Below are 19628 nucleotides of genomic sequence, written 5' to 3'. Positions count from 1 at the left end.
CCGCACCTCACCCCCCGGATCGGTCTGCCTCTGCATCCGGCGAACAGTCATCTCTTCGCTCGGCGATGCCCATCTGACTGAACGCCAGGACAAGGGATGGGAAACCGAAACGGCCTCGGACGTCCGTGTGCGTTTCGGTACGAACAAGAAAGGGCCTGACCGGCATTTCTGCTGGTCAGACCCTCTATCCGGAAGTGCCCCCGGCAGGATTCGAACCTGCGCACCCGGCTCCGGAGGCCGATGCTCTATCCCCTGAGCTACGGGGGCGTATCGCTGTGTTGCTTGGCGACGAAAGAAACCTTACCAGCTTCGGTGGGGTGGCCGTGAACAGGTATTTCCGGCTGCCGCTTCGCGTCGCGGCGGGGGTGGCGGGGGTTCTCGGGCGCGGGGGAAGGCCAGGACCGTGAGGACGCGGCGGGGGGTGTTGTGCGTCGGGAGGAGGTCGAGTGCGGCAAGGGTCCTGCCGATGTGTTTGGCCACGGCCGCCTCGGGGAGCGCGAGTTGTCGGGCTGCCGCCGCGGTGTCTGCCCCGCCGCGGCTCAGGCCGATGCTCGCTTTCCGGACGCGGACTTCTTCGCGGCGGCCGTGTCCGTCTTTTTGGCCGCGCGCTTGCCCGTACCGGCCTTGGCATCGTCCTTCGACGCCGACGTCTTCTTCGCCGCGCCCTTCTTCCCGGTGCTCTTCGTCCCGGCAGTGCTCGCCGTCGCGGTCTTCTCCGCCGGCTTCTTCGCGGCGGCCTTCTTCGCCGGCTTCTCCTGCGGCTTGAGGTGCGTGACCTCCGCGACCTCGCCGCCCTCGCCGCGCGCCTCCTTCGCCGCGCGGACGCTGTTCTCCAGCGCCGCCATCAGGTCGAGGACCTTGCCGCCGCCCGCCGCCGGCTCGCGCTCCGGTACCGGTTCGCCCTCCGCCTTGGCGGCGATCAGTTCCTCGACCGCCTCGCGGTAGTCGTCGTGCAGCGAGTCGATGTCGACCGAGCCGAGGGTGTCCATCAGGGCGTCCGCCATGTCGAGTTCGGCGTCCCGTACGGTGACCTCGGTATCGGGCGCGACCCCCTCGGGGGCGCGGATCTCGTCCGGCCAGAGCAGGCCGTGCATGGCGATGACGTCGCCGACCACCCGCAGCATGCCGAGCCGCTCCCGCCCCCGCAGCGCGAACTTGGCGACGGCGACCTTCTCGCTGCGCTTCAGCGCCTCGCGCAGCAGGACGTACGGCTTGGCGGCGGGCACGCCGCTCGCGGAGAGGTAGTACGCCGTATCCATCTGGAGCGGATCGATCGTGGTCGCCGGGACGAACGCCACGATCTCGATCGTCTTCGCGGTGGGCAGCGGCAGTGCGGCCAGGTCGGCGTCGGTGATCGGAATGATGGACCCGTCGGCTTCCTCGTACCCCTTGCCGATCTCCGCCGACGACACCTCCTGCTCGTCCAGCTCGCACACCTTGCGGTAGCGGATGCGGCCGCCGTCCGCGATGTGGAACTGGCGGAAGGAGATCGAATGGTTCTCGGTGGCGTTCACCAGCTTGATCGGGATGCTGACCAGCCCGAAGGAGATCGCGCCGTTCCATATGGATCGCACGTTTCATCCCTTTCGTACGAGATTCATGGGATTGTCATCGTATGACGCCGATCACAGAGGTGGAGGGGCGGCGCCTGGCGCTCAGCAATCTGGACAAGGTCCTGTACGCCGCCACCGGCACCACCAAGGGCGAGGTCCTGCACTATTACGCCCGTACGGCGGGCCCTCTGCTGGCCCATCTCGCCGACCGTCCCGTCTCCTTCCTGCGCTATCCGGACGGGCCGGACGGCCAGCGGTTCTTCACCAAGAATCCGCCGCCGGGCACCCCGCCCTGGGTACGGATCGCCGACGTGCCCAGCACCACCGCGGGGACCAGCCGGCAGGTGGTGGTGGGGGATCTGCCGACGCTGATGTGGGCGGCGAATCTGGTGGTGGAGTTCCATACGCCGCAGTGGTGCGCGGACGAGCCGGGTTGCGCCGACCGGCTGGTGTTCGACCTGGATCCGGGGGCGCCCGCCACCGCGGTGGAGTGCTGCGAGGTGGCGCTCTGGCTGCGTGAGCGGCTGAGCGCGGACGGTCTGGAGGCGTACGCGAAGACCTCCGGCTCGAAGGGGCTGCATCTGCTCGTACCGCTGGAGCGGGCGCCGTCCGCGGAGGCCTCGGCCTACGCGAAGGGCCTGGCCGTCGAGGCCGAGACGGCGCTGCCGCGGCTGGTGGTGCACCGGATGCGCCGGTCGCTGCGGCCCGGAAAGGTCTTCGTCGATCACAGCCAGAACGCGGCGGCGAAGACGACCGCGACGCCCTACACCCTGCGGGCCAGGGCGGAGCCGACCGTCTCCACGCCCCTGACCTGGGAAGAGGTCGAGGGCTGTACGGCTGCCGAGCAGCTGGTCTTCGGCGTGAACGACATCGCGGGGCGGCTGGAGCGGTACGGGGACCTCCTCGGCCCGCTCACCGACCCGGACCGGGCGGGGCGGCTTCCGTGACCGCCCTTGCCCCGGGATCTGAGATCTGCTCCGGATCTGCCACCTGACCCGAAGCCGACCCGACCCCCGACCCGACCCCTGACCCGACCTCGGGCCCACCCCGGATCCGCCCGGGCCGCGCGGCTGTCAGAGGCGTGCGGCACACTCTCCCCAGGGCGCGTGTCTCGCGGAAGGAATCCCACGCATGATCATCTTCGGTACCAAGGGCTATCTCTACCAACTGGCGATACTGACGCTGGTCTGTGGCCGCTGCGGCAACCCGTCGGCTCACACCCTCAGGAAGCGCGTCAGCAAGTTCACGCTGTTCTTCGTACCGCTGTTCCCGTTCTCCACGAAGTACGCGACCCAGTGCACGTTCTGCGGTGCCGAGCAGCAGCTGACCAAGGAGCAGGCGGACCAGCTGCTGGCCCAGAGCAGCGGGCAGGGCGGCATACAGGGGTACGGGCAGGCCGGCGGCCAGGGGTACGGTCAGGGCGGCGGACAGCCGGAACAGCAGAACCCGTACCAGCGCTGAGCCACCCCCGCCTCCCCGAGCACCACACTCTCCGCGTCCACACCGACCGGCGGCGCCGCAAAAGCGACTAAAGGAACTTTTCTCACCATAGGGTGCTGGAACGACCGATCGTTCCAGGAGTTCCTTGTCCCCTCGTCGCACCGCAGTCGGAACAGTGCTGGCAGCCACCGCCGCCGCGCTGGCCTTCTCGCTGTCCGCGTGCGGCAGCGAGAGCGGGCTCAAGAGCGCGGGCCCCACCACGGCCGCTGTCGGGCCGGTGCGTCTCTGGCCCGGCCTCCCCGCGATCTCCGCGCCGCCTCTCGGCTTCGGGGAGAGCGACAAGGAACGCGTCCCGGGCGTCCGGGTCACCCACAACAGCACCCGCGGCCTGGATCCCGTCACCGTCGTCAGGGCGGAGGTCGCCGCCCACCCGAAGGACGCCACCGGCGCCGGTGGGCTCCCCGAGCAGACCGTCACGCGGCTCGCGGACTGTGACAGGCGATCAGCGACGCAAGGCGAGAAGCGGCCGGGAAGCCGGCCGGGGACACGACCGGAAAGGCAGCCGCAAGCACCCGCCTCGTGTCCGGTCCTGAAGGCGTACCACCACGATCTGACCGGTGACGGCCGCGACGAGCTGATCGTGGGCGTCACATTGCCCCGCCAACGGCTGGCCGTGCGCTGCTATCAGGCCGAGAACGGCGGGCTGACCCGCATCATGTCCACCTCCGACCAGGTCGTCGCCGTCGAGCTGGCGGGCGAGGATCTGATTCTGCGGGTGGTCTCGGCGGGCATCCCGGGATACGAGTACCGGACGGCGTGGTCCTGGGACGCCCGGCAGGGGACGATGCTCCCCGCCCAGGACGAGATCGTCCCCGCCCGGATGTACACCCCGCCCGCGCCGGAAGCCTCCGGAGCCCCCTCCCCCTCCCCACCACAGGGCCCACCAAGCACACAGGACACACAGCCCCCACAGGGCACACAGGCGCCACCAACACCTCGCACCTCATCGTCGGCAGGCGCCCCATGAGACCCCGTGCGCCCGCCTGGACCGCCACTCTCACCTGGAAGTCGGCCGTCTTCATCACCGTGATGTGCTGCGCCCTCGCCGCCCTGCTCGGGGCCCTTGTGCATGTATCGGTGACCCGCCAGACCGTCGACTCGGCCCGCCAGAAGGCGCTGTCCCGGCTCGCCACCGTGACCCGGGCGTACGAGGCGGGCCAGCCGCTCCCCCGGTTCGCCGGGCTGGACGCGCCGGGTCTGCCCGAGCCGCTGCGCGCGCTCGCCACGAGCGGCCGGCGCGGCACGATGGTGGCCGACTTCAAAGGCCGGCCCACCATGTGGGCGGCCGGACCCGCCGGAAACACAGCGCTCGCGGCCCGCGTCGACTACACCCTCAGCCAGAGCACCATCACCAACCTGGACCGGTCGATCCTGGGCTCCTCCGTGCTCGCCATCGGCGCCACCCTCCTCGTCGGCGCGTTCGCCGTCACCCGGGTCACCCGCCGACTGCACCTGACCGCGCAGGTGGCGCGGCGGATCAGCGCCGGCGATCTCGACGCCCGCGTCAACGACCCCCGTACGAAGGACCCTTCACGCCCCGAGGACGAGGTGGCCACGGTCTCCGGCGCGCTCGACACCATGGCCTCCACGCTCCAGGACAAGCTGCTGAGCGAACAGCGCTTCACCGCCGATGTGGCCCATGAGCTGCGCACCCCGCTCACCGGCCTCTCCGCGGCCGCCGAACTGCTGCCCGAAGGCCGGCCGACCGAGCTGGTGCGGGACCGGGTACGGGCAATGCGGGCACTGACCGAAGACCTGCTGGAGATCTCGCGCCTCGACGCCCGTACGGAGCAGGTCGATCTGGCCGTCCACGCGCTGGCGCCGCTGGCGGCGGGGGTGGTGCGGGCGTCGGGCACGCCCACGGAGGTACGGGTCGTCAGGGACGTCTCCGTCGAGACCGACCGGCGACGGCTGGAGCGGGTGCTCGGCAATCTCGTCGCCAACGCCCACAAGCACGGACGGCCGCCGGTGGTCCTGACCGTGGAGGGCCCGGCCGTGACCGTACGCGATCATGGCGCGGGCTATCCGGCGTATCTGCTGGAGCACGGGCCACAACGGTTCCGTACGGAAGGCGGCGGCAAGGGGCACGGACTCGGACTGACCATCGCCGTCGGCCAGTCCGCGGTGATCGGGGCCGAGCTGGTGTTCAGCAACGCGCCGGACGGCGGGGCGCTCGCGCGGCTGACCCTCCCGCGGCTCGACACTTCCTGACTCTCGACGCTTCCTGAGTCTCGACGCTTCCTGACTCTCGACGCTTCCTCAGTACGGACCCTTCCTCAGTACGGACATCGGGCTATGTGAGTTCGACATGAGTTCGACATGCCTTATGTCTTTACATAAGCGGACATGAGGCAGGCCGCCTTGCTACGTTGCGGAACATGACCGCAACGACGGCGGGCGCTCCCCCGCCCGGGCAACGCCTCCCCAAGCGCCGCGGTGTCGAACTCTCGCTCCTCGTCTGCGCCGTCCTCATCTCCGTCTTCGGTTACATCAGCGTCGGGCTCGGCGCGGACGGCGCCGTACCGCAGGACGCGGCCGCGTACGGCGCCGGTCTGGGCATGCTCGCCCTCCTCGCCCATATCGCGGTCCGTCTGCGCGCCCCGTACGCGGATCCGCTGCTGCTCCCCATCGCGGTCCTCCTCAACGGCCTCGGCCTGGTGCTGATCTACCGGCTCGACCTGGAGACTCCGGACGCCCGGGGCGCGCCCACCCAGCTGATCTGGTCCACCCTCGGTGTCGCGCTCTTCACCGGCGTCGTCGTGTTCCTGCGCGACCATCGCGTCTTACAGCGGTACGCCTATCTCTCGGTCGCCACCGCGCTGGTGCTGCTGATCGTGCCGATCTTCTTCCCCGCCGTGAACGGCGCCAAGATCTGGATCAGGTTCGCCGGATTTTCCTTCCAGCCGGGCGAGTTCGCCAAGATCCTGCTCGCCGTCTTCTTCGCCGCGTATCTCGCCGCCAACCGCAACGCCCTCGCCTTCACCGGCCGCACCATCTGGAAGCTCCAGCTGCCCACCGGCCGGGTCCTCGGCCCGATCGTCGCCATCTGGCTGTTCAGCGTCATCGTCCTTGTCCTCGAACGGGATCTGGGCACCTCGCTGCTCTTCTTCGGGCTCTTCGTGATCCTGCTGTACGTGGCGACGGGGCGCACCGGCTGGATCGCCGTCGGACTGCTGCTCGCCGCGGTCGGCGCCTTCGCGGTCGGCTCCCTCGAACCCCATGTCCACAGCCGGGTGCAGGACTGGCTCGCCCCCTTCGCGTCCATCGACGAGGGCCGCGGCCCGGGCCAGCTCGCCCAGTCGCTCTTCGCGTTCGCCGCCGGCGGGCTGTTCGGGACCGGCCTCGGCCGCGGCCGGTCCATCCTGATCGGCTTCGCCGCCAAGTCGGACTTCATCCTCGCCACCGCGGGCGAGGAACTGGGCCTGGTCGGTCTGACCGCCATCTTCCTGCTGTACACGCTGCTCGTGGCCCGCGGTTACCGCGCCGGCGTCGCCCTGCGCGACCCCTTCGGACAGCTGCTCGCCATCGGACTCGCCTCGATCCTCGCCTTCCAGGTCTTCGTCATCGCGGGCGGCGTGATGGGGCTGATCCCGCTCACCGGTATGGCGATGCCCTTCCTCGCGCAGGGCGGTTCGTCCGTCGTCACCAACTGGATCATCGTGGCGCTGCTCATCAGGCTCAGCGACTCGGCCCGCAGTCCGCATCCGGAGACCGTGGAGACCGGAGTCATCGCCCCGAACGGGCAGGACGGGTGGGGCCGGCAAAACGGGTGGGGCGGACAGGACGGGCGGAACGAACAGGACGGGGCCATCAGACCGCAGGACGGCGCCATCAGGCCGACCGGGGAGGACGACCGGTGATCCGGTACATCCGACGGGCCGCCGCCCTCTGTCTGCTGCTGCTCCTCGCGCTGTTGGTCAACGCGGTCAGGATCCAGGTCATCGAGGCCCACTCGCTCGACAACAATCCCGCCAACCGCCGTGACACCGTGGCCCGTTACGCGCAGCCGCGCGGCAATATCCTCGTCGACGGCCAAGCGGTCACCGGCTCGAAGGACACCAGGCAGCAGCTGCGCTACGAACGCACCTACCGGCACGGTCCGCTGTACGCGCCCGTCACCGGTTACGCCTCCCAGACCTATGGCACCACGCTCATCGAGAACGCCGAGGACGACATCCTCTCCGGTACGGACCCGAGGCTGGCCCCTCTTCCCTTCTGGAACGACGTCACCCGCAGCCGGCAGCCCGGCGGCCGGGTCGCCACCACCATCAAGGCGTCGATGCAGCGCGCCGCGTACGACGGACTCGCCGGCAGACGGGGCGCGGTCGCGGCGATCGAACCCACCAGCGGCAAGATTCTGGCGCTGGTCAGCAGTCCGTCGTACGACCCCGAACAGCTGTCGGGCACCGGCCAGGACGTCACCGACGCCTGGGCCAGGCTGAACGGCGAGGCCGCTCAGCCGATGCTCAACCGGGCCATCCGGCAGACCTATCCGCCGGGCTCCGCCTTCAAGATCGTGACGGCGGCGGCCGCGCTGGACTCCCGTACGGTCACCGATGTCGACGCCCCGACCGGCATCCCCGAGCCGTATGTCCTGCCGGGCACGCGGACCACGCTTCCCAATGAGGCGGGCGGGTGCGACGGGGCGTCGCTGGCGTACGCCATCACCTGGTCCTGCAACACGGTGCTGGCCGGGCTGGGGGTGGAGGTCGGGCTGGACGGGATGCTGGACATGGCGAAGAGGTTCGGCTTCAACGACAGCGGGCTCAGGATCCCGTCCGGGGTCGCCGCGTCCCACTTCGACACCCGCATGAGCGACGATCAGCTGGCGCTCTCCTCGATCGGGCAGTTCGACACGACGGCCACTCCGCTCCAGATGGCGATGGTCGCGTCGGCGGTCGCGGGCGGCGGGGACCTCAGATACCCCTATCTGGTGGACCGGACCCTGGCCTCGGACGGCGATGCTGTGTCCCGTACCGGCGACCGGACCTATCGGCGGGTGATGAACCCGGCCACGGCGCAGCAGGTCAGGCAGTTGATGATCGACGTCGTCACGGACGGTACGGGCACGAACGCGGCGATCGACGGGGCGACGGTCGGCGGAAAGACGGGGACGGCGCAGCACGGGGTGGGCAACTCCGGTACGCCGTACGCCTGGTTCATCGCGTGGGCGCAGGCGGACAACACGTTCAGGCCGGCGGTCGCGGTCGCGGTGGTGGTCGAGGACGCGGCGGCCGACCGGGCGGACATCAGCGGGGGCGGTGACGCGGCGCCGATCGCGCGGGCGGTGATGGAGGAGGCACTGAGAAAGTAGCGGGGCGCGGCGAAGGGCGCCGGGGGACGATCGGGGCGACCGGGGAAGGCGGGGCGGGGGCGCGATGGCGGATGTGGAGAGGGTGGCGCAGGCGCTGGCGCGGATCGAACGGCTCGATCCGGAGCTGTGCGCCTTCATCGAGGTGTGGGGCGACGAAGTGCTGGAGCGGGCGCGGACGGTGGACGAGGGACTGCCGCTCGCGGGGGTGCCGTTCGCGGTGAAGGGGCCGACCGGTATCCGGTCGTACGCGGCGGGGCGGCTGATCGCGGCGGGTGCGGTGCCGGTCGGCTCGACGGCGGTGCCGGGGCCCGGCACGTACTGGCAGACCTGGGGGCAGGGCGCACACGGCCGTACGGTCAACCCCTACCGCGCGGACCGCACGCCCGGCGGGTCCTCCGCGGGGGCGGCGGTGGCGGTCGCGGCGGGCATGGTGCCGCTGGCGACGGGCAGCGACGGCGCCGGTTCCGTCCGCATCCCGGCGGCGTGGTGCGGGGTGTTCGGCCTGAAGACAACGAACGGGCTACTGCCGTCACCGGACCGTACGGGCCTGGCGTCGGCGGGCGTACTGGCCCGCTCGGCGGCACAGGCGCAGGCGTATCTGCGGTGCGTGCTCGACCCGGGCGGGGTGGCGTCGCAGGCGCTCCCGGTGCGGCTTCCCGTACCCGCTGTCTTCTCCCCCGACCTGGGCTTCGCCCGGCCGGACCCGGAGGTGGCGACGGTCGTACGGGCCGCGGTGGAGCGGCTGGTGACGGCCGGGGTCATACGGCTGGAGCCGCAGCGGCGGCCGTTCGCGCTGCTCGACCCGCGCGAGGCGTGGCTTGCGGTGCGCGGCGGCGGTGCGGCGGGGACGGCGGGGGTACGGGCCGGGGAGGTGCGGGCGGAGAACGACCGCAGGCTCGACGGCCTGTTCGCCCGTACGTCACTGCTGATCACCCCGGTGACCCCGAACCGGCCGCACGGGCACGAGGGTCCGGGCGAGCTGTACTCCACCGCACTGACCTGGGCCTTCAACCTGAGCGGTCACCCAGCGGCAAGCATCCCGGCGGGCTTCACCCCGGACGGCTGCCCGGTGGGCCTGCAGTTGGTGACGGAGCGAGGAGCGGATGCCTCGCTGCTCGAGATCGCCCAAGCGGCGGAAACGCGGGCGGCTGCGGTGCGGGGGTAGGCGGTGGGGTGTTGTCTGCGGGTCAGAACCGAGGGGTACTCGGTGTGGACCGGGTCGTGTTGAGCACCGTGGGGCCGCCCCTTTCTGTTTGAGTGTCGCGGTTACGGGCCGGGACACTCACACAGAAAGGGGCGGCCCCACCCGAACCACACAACCCGGCCCGCCTCGGGTACCCCTCGGTCCCGACCCGCAGACAACAACCCCGCCCCCACACCGCACTAGACGCCGAGTCAACAAGTCCCACCCAAGGCATTGACGTCCCTGCTGACGAGCAGTCTCATAAGAGGTGACCGCCGGTAACCCTACCGGGCCCGGGCCCGGTGACCCAGCCATGAGGTGCGCTCAGCCATGACGACAGTGACCGAACGCGACGTGCAGATACTCCGCGACGCCCTCGGCCCGCTCCGGGATCGCGAGCAGGTCGCCGAGCGGCTGCTCGAATCCTCCGCCAAGCACTCCTTCGACCCCGACAAGGAACTCGACTGGGAGGCACCGGCCGAGGACGGCAAGTGGTTCTGGCCACCGGAGCTGGTGTCCCTCTACGACACTCCGCTCTGGCGGAAGATGTCCGAGGAGCAGCGGATGGACCTGGCCAGGCACGAGGCCGCGTCACTCGCCTCGCTCGGCATCTGGTTCGAGATCATCCTGATGCAGCTGCTGGTCAGGCACATCTACGACAAGCCCGTGACCAGCAACCACGTCCGCTACGCCCTCACCGAGATCGCGGACGAGTGCCGGCACTCGATGATGTTCGCGAAAATGATCCAGAAGGGCGGGGCCCCCGCCTACCCCGTCCCCCGGCGCTACCACAACATCGCGCGCGTCCTGAAGACCGTCTCCACCACCCCGGGGTCCTTCGCCGCCACCCTCCTCGGCGAGGAGATCCTCGACTGGATGCAGCGGCTGACCTTCCCCGACGAGCGCGTCCAGAGCCTCGTCCGTGGCGTCACCCGTATCCATGTCATCGAAGAGGCACGCCATGTCCGCTACGCCCGTGAGGAGTTGCGGCGCCAGATGGTGACCGCCCCGCGCTGGGAACAGGAGTTCACCCGGCTCAGCTGCGGCCAGGCGGCCCGGGTCTTCTCGGTCTGCTTCATCAACCCGCAGGTGTACGAGAACGTCGGTCTCGACCGCGTGGAGGCCGTCGCGCAGGTCAGGGCGAGCGGCCACCGCCGCGAGGTGATGCAGTCGGGCGCCAAGCGGCTCACGGATTTCCTCGACGACATCGGCGTACTGCGCGGACCGGGCCGCAAGCTCTGGAAGTCATCCGGTCTCCTTGCCTGACCAGCTCCCGTCCGGCCGCTCGCCGGTGCGGTGCGCTGCGGTTACGCTGCCGATATGACCGCGCCCGTAACGCCCGCGTACCGACGGCTCAGCGTCGAGGAGCGCCGTACTCAACTCCTCGACGCGGCCCTCACGCTCTTCGCGCACCGGGCGCCCGAGGATGTCTCCCTCGACGACGTCGCGACGGCCGCCGGGGTGTCCAGGCCACTCGTCTACCGCTATTTCACCGGCGGCAAGCAGCAGTTGTACGAGGCCGCGCTGCGCTCCGCCGCCGATGAGCTGGAGCTGTGCTTCACCGAGCCGCCGGTGGGACCGCCCACCGAGCGGCTGAAGCGCGTCCTCGACCGCTATCTCGCCTTTGTCGACCAGCACGACGCCGGGTTCAGCGCGCTGCTCCAGGGCGGCAGCGTCTGCGAGACGTCCCGGACGACCGCCATCGTCGACGAGGTACGGCGTGTCGCGGCCGAGCAGATCCTGCTGCACCTCGGGACGGACCGTCCCGGCGCGCGGCTGCGGATGATGGTGCGCACCTGGATAGCGGCCGTCGAGTCGGCGTCGCTGATATGGCTGGACGAAGGCAAGCAGCCGACCGCGGGTGAGCTGCGCGACTGGCTGGTCGACCATCTCATCGCCCTGCTGGCCGCGACGTCGGCCACGGATGAGGAGACCTCGGCGGCCATCAGCGGGCTGGCGGCACACGAGAATCCGGACGGGCCTGTCGGAACGCTGGCCCGCCGGCTGATCCCCGTGGTGAACGAGGCGGCGCATCTCCTCTAGCCCGCGCGGTCCTGTGCGGGCCGGGTGTGAGGTCCCGTGTCGGGCCGGGTGTTCTCAGGGCGTCCGCCCGCGCCGTACCGGAGCGACGGCCTGCCGGGTCTGAGCGAGACTGGGGGTGTGAGAAGCGAAGACACTCCTTTTGTCGGCGGGCCGATGGACGGGCGCGTACTGCCCGTCCTGACCGGGCCGACCGGGCATCCGCCCAAGTGGTACGAGATCCCGGTGCCGGCCGCGGACGGCGGGCCGCCCACCATCCACACGTACCGGCGCGCGCCGGCCGGTTACACCAAGCGGCTCGGACTCCAGCGCGGCTGGATGTACGAGTACGTCTCCGAGGGCCGCGAACCCCGCACCCTGAAGTGGCCCTGGTCGAAGCCCGGCGGCTCCACACGATAAGTCCCGGACAGGGCCTAAGCGCCACGCCGGGCGGCGGCCGCATCGGCCCGCCCGGGGTGACGCTGTTGCGCTGAACCGCCTACTCGTGAGCTAGTCACACCATTTGTCCTCTCGTCATCACCTAGGACTGGATACTCCATCCCGCAACCGGAGGTGATGACGTGTCAGGCAGACGTGTGCGCGCGGCCTGTACGGCGGCGCTGGCGACCGCGACGGTCTTCGCGGCGGTGCCCCTCGCGTCGCACGCCGCCGCGGAGCCCGGCGCCGATCCGGTACCCAGCGCGTCCGCGTCCGGCGCCCCGGCACCCGCCGCGCCGACACCCAGCGCATCCGCGTCACCAACGCCCGGCGCGGCGGCGGACGGCGCCGTACCCACCGACACCGCCGCCGCACCGGACCCCTCCGCGCCCGCCCCCTCCGCACCGGCCCCCTCCACACCGGCCACCTCCGCACCCGCCGCCACCGAACCCGAACCCGCACCCGTCGCCGCGCCCGGGGCGATGGCCGCGCCCGGCACCGTCTCCGGGATGCTCACCCAGCTCCAGCGGCTGTACCGGGAGGCCGAGGAGGCCAGCGAGGCGTACAACGCCACCGAGACGGAGCTGACCCGGCTGCGCGACGAGACCACCAGGCTGGGCGCCGGCCTCACCCGGGCCCGAACCGCCCTCGCCCGCAGCCGCGTCGACGTCGGCCGGCTGGCGCGCGAGCAGTACCAGGGAAGGTCGGAACTCTCCGGCTTTCTCCGGCTGCTGCTCGCCCGCGACCCGCAGCACGCCATGGACGAAGGCCATCTGATGGAGCGCGCGGCGCGCGGCAGGGCGGCCACCATGGCCCGGCTGACGGGCGGCGAGAAGCGCGCCGACGCCCTGGCGTCGGCCTCCCGCAAGGCCCTCGACAAGCAGCAGATCCTCGCCACGAGGCAGCAGCGGCAGCGCGACATGGTCAGGGCCCGGCTCCAGGAGGTCGAGCGGCTGCTCGCCTCCCTCAGCAGCGGGCAGATCGCCGCCGCGACCGCCCTGGAGAAGGCCGGTACGGACAAGGCCCAGCGCGATCTGATCACTTCGGGCGCGCTCGGCCCCGAGGCGGCCCCGCAGGGGGGCGGGCGCAGGGCGCCCTCGGCGAGGGGTGGCGAGGCGGTGGAGTACGCCGTCGAGCAGATCGGCAAGCCGTACGAGTGGGGCGCCGAGGGGCCGGGGTCCTTCGACTGCTCGGGGCTGACCTCACAGGCCTGGGCGCGCGCCGGTCTGGCCATCCCGCGCACCAGCCAGGAGCAGTGGCGTGAGCTCCCCAGGGTCTCCCTCGATGAACTGCGCCCCGGCGACCTGGTGATCTACTTCCCGACGGCCACGCACGTGGCGATCTACCTGGGCGACGGGATGGTGATCCAGGCACCGCGCCCCGGCAGTCACGTCAAGGTCTCACCGCTCGCGGCGAACCCACTGCTCGGCGCCGTACGGCCGGACCCGGCGGCCGGCTCGCTGGCCCCGGCGGCGTACCGGCCGCCGGAGCTGCCGCCGGGCGCCATGGACGGCACGGACACCGGCTACAGCGAGGAGAGCGCTCCGTAGAACGGCCCTGACACCTCGGACACCGAAGGCCGGGGGCGGCGCCGAAGACCGGGGGCGGCGCCGGATCAAAAACAAGCCCCGCCCCGGGCCGGCCGTCCGGCCGTCCGTCAGAGCGCGCCCGAGACCTCCGCCAGGTACGCGTTCGTCTTCTCGGGCTCGTAGAAGAAGTTCTCGAAGTCGGCCGGGTTGTTGAAGCCGTTCGCGAACCGGTCGGCGACCGGCGGGAGCTGGCCCGCCGCGCCGATCAGATTGAGGACATGCTCCGGGGGAACGCCCAGCATGGCGTTGGTCCACTTGGTGACATGCTGCGCGGTGTCCCAGTAGCGGTCGAACGCCGACTGCATCCACGCCTCGTCGAACGGCCGGTCGCCGCGCGCCACGATCGAGTCGAGGTACGAGGCGGCGCACTTGGACGCCGAGTTGGAGCCCTGCCCCGTGATCGGGTCGTTGGCGACGACGACATCGGCGACACCGAGGACCAGGCCGCCGCCGGGCAGCCGCCCGATCGGATTGCGGACGGTCGGCGCGTACCGCCCCGACAGCGTGCCGTTGGCGTCCGTCAGCTCGACCTTCGTGGCGCGCGCGTACTCCCAGGGCGTGAACCGCTCCATCAGCTCCAGGGTGAGCGAGAGGTGCTCGGCGGGGTCCTTGACGCCCTGGAAGACATCGAGCGGACCGCCGGGAACGCCCTCCCAGAAGAGGATGTCCGCACGGCCGGAGGTGGTGAGGGTCGGCATCACGAACAGCTCGCCGACGCCCGGCACCAGATTGCAGCGGACCGCCTCGTGGTCCGGGTGCTCGGGGCGCGGGCCCATGCCGTGGACGTACGAGACGGCGAGCGCGCGCTGCGGCGCGTCGTACGGGGAGCGGGAGGCGTCGCGGCCGAACATCTGGACCAGTTCGCCCTTGCCCGCGGAGACCATGATCAGGTCGTACGCACGGGAGAAGTAGTCCAGGTCGGAGACGGCCGCGCCGTGAATCACCAGCTGGCCGCCGCGCTGTGCGAACGTCTCCATCCAGCCGGCCATCTTGAGCCGCTGGTCGACGGACTGCGCGTAACCGTCGAGCGTGCCGACCCAGTCGATGGGGCGGGACGAGTCGGGGGCCGCGACCGAGACGCCGACGCCCTCGATCTTCGGCGCCTGCGACTCCCAGAAGCCCAGCTGGAGATCGCGCTCGTGCTGGAGCGCGGTGTGGAACATGCACTGCGTGGACATGACCCGGCCGGCCCGGATCTCCTCCGCCGTACGGTTGGACATGAGGGTGATCTCGTACCCCTGCGACTGGAGTCCGAGGGCGAGTTGCAGTCCTGACTGACCGGCTCCGACGATGAGTATCTTCCGCATGGCGGGTTCTCCGTTTGCGTACGTGGTGCGACGTGGTGCGCGCGTGGCGGACGGCTGACGTCGGCCGACGCTACTCGGGGGAGGCGTCGAGCGCGTGACGCACCAGGGTGAGCAGCGACTTGACGACCGTCATCCGGTCGCGCGCGTCCATGATCAGGACGGGGACGTGCGGCGGGATCGTCAGCGCGTCCCGCACATCCTCCGTCTCGAACGCCGCCGAGCCGTCGAAGTGGTTGACGGCGACGACGTACGGCAGTCCGGAGCTCTCGAAGTAGTCGAGCGCGGGGAAGCAGTCGGGCAGCCGCCGGGTGTCTGCCAGCACGACGGCGCCTATCGCGCCGCGGACCAGGTCGTCCCACATGAACCAGAAGCGCTGCTGACCGGGTGTGCCGAAGACGTACAGCACGAGGTCGTCGTCGAGGGTGAGCCGGCCGTAGTCCATCGCCACGGTCGTGGTGAGCTTGTCGGGCGTCTGGCTGAGGTCGTCGATCTCCGCACTGGCCTGTGTCATCAGCGCTTCGGTCTGCAGCGGGGGGATCTCGGAGACCGCCCCGACGAAGGTCGTCTTGCCGACCCCGAAGCCGCCCGCGACCACGATCTTGGTGGCGATCGGTGCGCGGGTACGGTCCAGCTGCCAGGCCTGGACGGCCTCTTCGGGTTCGGCGGCGACCGGCGAGCCGGTCCTACCGGTGACACCGGTGAAACCGGAGACGCCAGTGACGTCAGAGACGGCGGAGTCCACTGAGCACCCTTTCCAGCAGCGCGTGGTCGGGCTGGCCGGTGCCGTGCCCGGTCCCGTACACACGGATCTTTCCCTGGTCGGCAAGGTCGCTGAGCAGCACGCGGACCACGCCCAGCGGCATCTTGAGCAGCGCCGAGATCTCGGCGACGGTACGCATGCGCCGGCACAGCTCGACGATGGCCCGCATCTCCGGCATGACGCCCGAGGAGGCCCCGCCGTCCGTCAGTTCCTTGCGCTCGTCGGGCGCTTCCAGCGCGGCGACGAACGTCTCGACGAGCAGGACGTGTCCGGAGCGGGTACGGCCGCCGGTGAGCGAGTACGGGCGCACCCGGGCCGGCCGGCGGTCGGAGCCGCGTTTGGGCAGTCTGCGGGTGGGGTCTGCGGGAGGCGTCATCGGGCGCTCTCCATCGATTTACGCAGTTCGTCGCGGAGTTCAGGGGTCAGCACATGTCCGGCGCGGCCGACGAACAGCGCCATGTGGTACGCGACCACACTCATATCGCAGTCGGGTGTGGCATGCACCCCGAGCAGCGAGCCGTCGCTGATGGCCATGACGAAGACGCTGCCTTCCTCCATGGCGATCATGGTCTGCTTGATCCCGCCGCCGTCCATCAGCTTCGCCGCCCCGACAGTCAGGCTGCCGATGCCCGACACGATGGTGGCCAGGTCGGCGCTGGAGCCTCTGGGGCCCTCCTTGCGGACGGTGGTGGTGGCCGCCGCCTCGGCGTTCTGCCCCGGGTCCGAGGAGAGCAGCAGGAGTCCGTCGGACGAGACGACCGCGACCGAGTGCACTCCTGGCACCTCCTCCACGAGGTTGCTCAACAGCCAGTGCAGGTTACGGGCTTCGCTACTGAGTCCGAATGTGCCGGTCGCAGTCAACTGCGTGCCTCCTCGACTGTCTCCCCCGTCGAATCGGTATGTTCTTCGGTCTGCTCTGTGGGCTCTATCTGCTCGGTGAGCTCGGCCTCGACATCGCGTCGACCTTCCTTCGCCCCCTGGTGGAAGCCGCCGAGCCTGCGGCGCAGCGCGTCCGCGTCGAAACTGCCGCTGCTCCTGGTGGGCGCGGCAGCGGGCGCGACGATCCTGGGGGTGCGCTTGGGGAGTCCCTTGTCCGTGATGCGCTCCGGGCCGGCGGCGGGGGACTCGTCCGCGTCGGGTGCCGCCTCGGGTTCCACCTCGGTGGCCGGGGACGCGGCGGGCTGCTGCCGGGGCAGCCGCATCGTGAAGGTGTCCTGATCGGGGCCGGTGGTCTCCGGCTCGCCGTCGGGAACGCGTGCGTGGCTGTCAGGGCCGATGGCGTACGGGCCGGGCCGCTGCGCGGTCTCGGGTACGGCGACAGCCTGCGTCGGCTCCGGCTCCGGGGCGGTCTCCGCCTCCGGGGCGGTCTCCGCCTCCGCGACGGGCTCCGATTCCGGGGCGGGCTCGGGCTGCGGCTGTGGCTCCACCGTCTGTGGCTCCGCCGTCTGCGCCTCGGCCGCTTCCGCCTTGCGGATCGCGGCCTCCGCCGCGGCCACCAGCGGGTCGGCCGCCGAACGGCCCGGCAGGGCATTGGAGTTGGCCTCTGCGGCGGACCCCGGCAGGTTGAGCACGGGGGCCGCCCCCGCCGTACGCGCCTGGTGCGGTGAGGCGGCCGGCGGCGAGGACGGAAGCAGCGCCTGCGGCAGTACGACCACCGCGGCCACCCCGCCCTGCTCGTGCTTGCGCAGCTCGACCTGTACGCCATGGCGGGCCGCGAGCAGCGCGGTCACGCGCAGCCCGAGCCCGTCGCCCTCGGCGTCGGCTCCGTACGCCCGCTGCGGCTCGTGGCCGCCGTGGCCCGCACGGGCTTCGCCGTCTTCGTGGTCGTCGTGCTCCGCCGGCTCGGCGAGCCGGGCGTTGAGCTCGGCGATCCGGTCCTCGGACATCCCGATGCCCTGGTCCTCCACCGAGAGCATCACCTCGCCGCTCTCCAGCAGCCAGCCGGAGAGCTGGACCTCGGCGTCCGGCGGGGAGAAGGCCGTGGCGTTCTCCAGCAGTTCGGCGACGAGATGGCTGAGGTCGTCCGCGGCGAAGCCGGCCACCTGCGCGTGCGGCGGCAGGGACTGGATGGTGACCCGCTCGTACCGCTCGATCTCGCTGACGGCCGCGCGCAGGACATCCACGAGCGGGACCGGGCCGGTGGAGCCGTGGCCGTGGTCGTGGCCCGCGAGCACCAGCAGGTTCTCGCTGTGCCGGCGCATGACCGTGGCCAGGTGGTCGAGCTTGAAGAGAGTGGCCAGCTGCTCCGGGTCCTGCTCGCGTTCCTCAAGGCCCTCGATGACGCCGAGCTGGCGCTCCACGAGGCCCAGCGTGCGCAGCGAGAGGTTCACGAAGGTGTGGTGGACGGTGTGGCGCAGCTGCTGGAGCTGGGCGGCGAGGTCGGCCGTACGCTCCTGGAGTTCGGCGCGCTGGGCGACGACCTTCTCGCGCGCGCCGATCAGGTCGGTGCGGTCGCTGTCGAGCTTCCCGGTGCGGCTGGAGAGGTCGAGCAGCTTGCCGTGCAGGGTGTTCAGGGACCGTACGACCTGGGCGAACTCGTCGTTGCGGCCGGTGAAGCGGACCGGCTCCTCGGTCGCGGGCGCAGCCGCGAGCCGGGCCGCGCCGATCCGTACGACGGCGAGCGGCCTGGTGAGCGTGCGGGCGACGGCGGTGGACACCCCGACGGCGATCAGCAGACAGCCGCCGAGCAGCGCGATGCTCAGTTCAAGCGCGGTGACATCGTCGTCACGGAGCTGCTCGAGACGCGCCAGCTGGCTGGAGCCGAGGCCCGACTCGACGCCGCGCATCTGGTCGATCCTGGCGGAGAGCGAGGACTCGACCTTCTCCTGGTCGGCGTCGCGGTCGGCGTCGGAGAGTTCGGGCTGGTCGGTGAGCCGGGTCAGATACCCCTCGGCGGTCTTGACGTCGGGCCCGGTGACGGTGGTCGTGAGGGAGTCGCGCGCCTCGGTGCCCGCGGTCTGGTCGAAGTCGGCCAGCGCGGCGAGTTCACGGACGCGCGACTGCTGGGCGTCGGCGCTGAGATCGTCGCGGAGCTGGTCGTTCTTCTTGCTGTCCGCGTCGGCCGGGGGCTCGACGAGGAGTCCGGTGATCGGGTCGAACTGCGGGGTGGTCTCGGCGGCGGCCGGCACGGCGAGCGCCGCCAGCAGCAGCCCGCGCGTGGCGGAGGCCTGCTCGACGGCGCGGCCGAGGGCGGCGGGCGCCCGGGTGCCGTTGGCGGCTTCCGGCGGGGTCCGCTCGGCCAGCTCGTCCGCGAGGGCCTGGAGCTTGGCGATGACCTCGGAGTACGCGCGGTACGCCTCCAGCGCCGAACCCTTGCCGGTGAGGGCGGTGCGGCGGATGGAGGGGACGGTGGAGAGGTCCCGCAGCAGGCCGGGGGAGGCGGAGGCGACGGCGCGCATCTCGTCGATCTGCCGGTCGACGCGGGTGCTGCGGGTACCGGAGATCCGGTGCTCGCCCTTGCCCTTGGCGGCGCCGCCGGTGGTGGAACCGGCGTCCTGGCCGGACTGCTCGTCGCGGCCGGCCGCGATGTAGACGATGACCTCGTCGCGTTCGTCCGCGAGGGAGTGGGCGAGGGTCACGGCCTGCCGGTTGAGCTCCGCGAGAGTGACCAGACGCTGGGCGTCGGTCAGTTCGGAGGAGGCGCTGAGCACGGCGGGAGCGCCTGCCGCGACGACGGTGATGCCGACAAAGGCGACACCGGCGACCAGCCGGTTGCGTACCCGCACTCGGCGTCCTTCCTGAGCCTTGATGGCCTCAGCTCCGGTGGCCTCGCCGGCCCCGGTGACTCCCGGTTTCTGGGCGTCGCCCGGAGATTCGCCGCGCGTGACGCCATTGCCCCGAGGCCGCTTTTTCTGCACCGGTGCTCGCATTCTTGATTCGTCCGCCTGTGAAGCAGAGGTGACGACCGGTCACGACGAGAACCCCCCACCCCTGGTACGGCTTTCGACCATTCCAGCCTATTGGGA

General features: G+C 71.1%; 17 protein-coding genes and 1 tRNA gene. 11 read left to right on the top strand and 7 right to left on the bottom strand.

Going from position 1 to position 19628, the window contains the following annotated elements; genetic code table 11:
- Positions 1 to 195 precede the first annotated feature (195 nt).
- Both ACFVWW_RS14315 and ACFVWW_RS14310 read right to left on the bottom strand, forming a co-directional pair.
- A tRNA-Arg gene (locus ACFVWW_RS14315) sits at positions 196 to 267 on the bottom strand.
- 272 nt (positions 268 to 539) lie between these two features.
- On the bottom strand, positions 540 to 1574 hold the full coding sequence (locus ACFVWW_RS14310; protein WP_386878169.1) for a Ku protein: 1035 nt from the start codon (positions 1572 to 1574) through the stop codon (positions 540 to 542).
- Between the two features lie 41 nt (positions 1575 to 1615).
- Between ACFVWW_RS14310 and ligD the strand changes: the two genes are divergently transcribed.
- The 11 genes from ligD (at position 1616) to ACFVWW_RS14255 (ending at position 13557) form a co-directional block, all read left to right on the top strand.
- The gene (ligD, locus tag ACFVWW_RS14305) at positions 1616 to 2500 is read left to right on the top strand and encodes a non-homologous end-joining DNA ligase (RefSeq protein WP_386878168.1); all 885 of its coding nucleotides are present in this window, start codon (positions 1616 to 1618) and stop codon (positions 2498 to 2500) included.
- Between the two features lie 184 nt (positions 2501 to 2684).
- Entirely contained in the window at positions 2685 to 3014 is a 330-nt protein-coding gene (locus ACFVWW_RS14300) for a zinc-ribbon domain-containing protein (RefSeq protein WP_384186269.1), read from the top strand.
- Between the two features lie 154 nt (positions 3015 to 3168).
- Positions 3169 to 4020, top strand: a complete 852-nt coding sequence (locus ACFVWW_RS14295) for a hypothetical protein (RefSeq protein ID WP_386878167.1) — start codon at positions 3169 to 3171, stop codon at positions 4018 to 4020.
- On the top strand, positions 4017 to 5264 hold the full coding sequence (locus tag ACFVWW_RS14290; protein WP_386878166.1) for a histidine kinase dimerization/phospho-acceptor domain-containing protein: 1248 nt from the start codon (positions 4017 to 4019) through the stop codon (positions 5262 to 5264). The genes ACFVWW_RS14295 and ACFVWW_RS14290 overlap by 4 nt, the downstream gene beginning before the upstream one ends.
- A gap of 167 nt (positions 5265 to 5431) precedes the next feature.
- The gene (locus tag ACFVWW_RS14285; RefSeq protein ID WP_384335638.1) at positions 5432 to 6913 is read left to right on the top strand and encodes an FtsW/RodA/SpoVE family cell cycle protein; all 1482 of its coding nucleotides are present in this window, start codon (positions 5432 to 5434) and stop codon (positions 6911 to 6913) included.
- A complete protein-coding gene (locus ACFVWW_RS14280) occupies positions 6910 to 8367 on the top strand; it encodes a penicillin-binding transpeptidase domain-containing protein (protein ID WP_384335641.1) in 1458 nt (485 codons plus the stop codon). Before ACFVWW_RS14285 ends, ACFVWW_RS14280 begins: the two co-directional genes overlap by 4 nt.
- 64 nt (positions 8368 to 8431) lie before the next feature.
- A complete protein-coding gene (locus ACFVWW_RS14275) occupies positions 8432 to 9532 on the top strand; it encodes an amidase family protein (protein ID WP_386878165.1) in 1101 nt (366 codons plus the stop codon).
- Positions 9533 to 9880: 348 nt separating this feature from the next.
- Positions 9881 to 10816, top strand: a complete 936-nt coding sequence (locus ACFVWW_RS14270; RefSeq protein WP_384193569.1) for a diiron oxygenase — start codon at positions 9881 to 9883, stop codon at positions 10814 to 10816.
- Positions 10817 to 10870: 54 nt separating this feature from the next.
- Positions 10871 to 11593 carry a TetR/AcrR family transcriptional regulator gene (locus tag ACFVWW_RS14265; RefSeq protein WP_384193567.1) on the top strand — a complete coding sequence of 241 codons (723 nt, stop codon included), beginning with the start codon at positions 10871 to 10873 and terminating at the stop codon, positions 11591 to 11593.
- Positions 11594 to 11710: 117 nt separating this feature from the next.
- A complete protein-coding gene (locus ACFVWW_RS14260; RefSeq protein ID WP_386878164.1) occupies positions 11711 to 11989 on the top strand; it encodes a hypothetical protein in 279 nt (92 codons plus the stop codon).
- Positions 11990 to 12150: 161 nt separating this feature from the next.
- Positions 12151 to 13557: an NlpC/P60 family protein gene (locus tag ACFVWW_RS14255; protein WP_386878163.1), complete on the top strand. Its 1407-nt coding sequence runs from the start codon at positions 12151 to 12153 to the stop codon at positions 13555 to 13557.
- Between the two features lie 107 nt (positions 13558 to 13664).
- Here ACFVWW_RS14255 and ACFVWW_RS14250 read toward each other — a convergent pair whose 3' ends face one another.
- The 5 genes from ACFVWW_RS14250 to ACFVWW_RS14230 form a co-directional block, all read right to left on the bottom strand.
- Entirely contained in the window at positions 13665 to 14903 is a 1239-nt protein-coding gene (locus ACFVWW_RS14250; RefSeq protein ID WP_384193559.1) for a styrene monooxygenase/indole monooxygenase family protein, read from the bottom strand.
- A 70-nt stretch (positions 14904 to 14973) separates the two neighbouring features.
- The gene (locus ACFVWW_RS14245) at positions 14974 to 15645 is read right to left on the bottom strand and encodes an ATP/GTP-binding protein (protein ID WP_384193556.1); all 672 of its coding nucleotides are present in this window, start codon (positions 15643 to 15645) and stop codon (positions 14974 to 14976) included.
- Positions 15626 to 16039: a DUF742 domain-containing protein gene (locus ACFVWW_RS14240; protein WP_384193553.1), complete on the bottom strand. Its 414-nt coding sequence runs from the start codon at positions 16037 to 16039 to the stop codon at positions 15626 to 15628. The genes ACFVWW_RS14245 and ACFVWW_RS14240 overlap by 20 nt, the downstream gene beginning before the upstream one ends.
- Positions 16036 to 16524 carry a roadblock/LC7 domain-containing protein gene (locus ACFVWW_RS14235; RefSeq protein WP_384193550.1) on the bottom strand — a complete coding sequence of 163 codons (489 nt, stop codon included), beginning with the start codon at positions 16522 to 16524 and terminating at the stop codon, positions 16036 to 16038. Before ACFVWW_RS14235 ends, ACFVWW_RS14240 begins: the two co-directional genes overlap by 4 nt.
- Positions 16521 to 19520, bottom strand: coding sequence for a nitrate- and nitrite sensing domain-containing protein (locus ACFVWW_RS14230; protein WP_386878326.1), 3000 nt, complete (start codon positions 19518 to 19520; stop codon positions 16521 to 16523). Before ACFVWW_RS14230 ends, ACFVWW_RS14235 begins: the two co-directional genes overlap by 4 nt.
- Positions 19521 to 19628 lie beyond the last annotated feature (108 nt).

Source organism: Streptomyces sp. NPDC058198 (assembly GCF_042882605.1).
In the GTDB taxonomy this organism is placed as follows: Bacteria; Actinomycetota; Actinomycetes; order Streptomycetales; family Streptomycetaceae; genus Streptomyces.
The sequence above is the reverse complement of the archived record's forward strand: the minus strand, read 5'-3'. Positions and strand labels throughout refer to the sequence as shown.

Bases quoted from the DNA above. Each gene is read 5' to 3' on its own strand.
- ligD (WP_386878168.1), top strand. From the start codon at position 1,616: ATGACGCCGATCACAGAGGTGGAGGGGCGGCGCCTGGCGCTCAGCAAT.
- ACFVWW_RS14300 (WP_384186269.1), top strand. From the start codon at position 2,685: ATGATCATCTTCGGTACCAAGGGCTATCTCTACCAACTGGCGATACTG.
- ACFVWW_RS14290 (WP_386878166.1), top strand. From the start codon at position 4,017: ATGAGACCCCGTGCGCCCGCCTGGACCGCCACTCTCACCTGGAAGTCG.
- ACFVWW_RS14285 (WP_384335638.1), top strand. From the start codon at position 5,432: ATGACCGCAACGACGGCGGGCGCTCCCCCGCCCGGGCAACGCCTCCCC.
- ACFVWW_RS14275 (WP_386878165.1), top strand. From the start codon at position 8,432: ATGGCGGATGTGGAGAGGGTGGCGCAGGCGCTGGCGCGGATCGAACGG.
- ACFVWW_RS14270 (WP_384193569.1), top strand. From the start codon at position 9,881: ATGACGACAGTGACCGAACGCGACGTGCAGATACTCCGCGACGCCCTC.
- ACFVWW_RS14265 (WP_384193567.1), top strand. From the start codon at position 10,871: ATGACCGCGCCCGTAACGCCCGCGTACCGACGGCTCAGCGTCGAGGAG.
- ACFVWW_RS14250 (WP_384193559.1), bottom strand. From the start codon at position 14,903: ATGCGGAAGATACTCATCGTCGGAGCCGGTCAGTCAGGACTGCAACTC.
- ACFVWW_RS14240 (WP_384193553.1), bottom strand. From the start codon at position 16,039: ATGACGCCTCCCGCAGACCCCACCCGCAGACTGCCCAAACGCGGCTCC.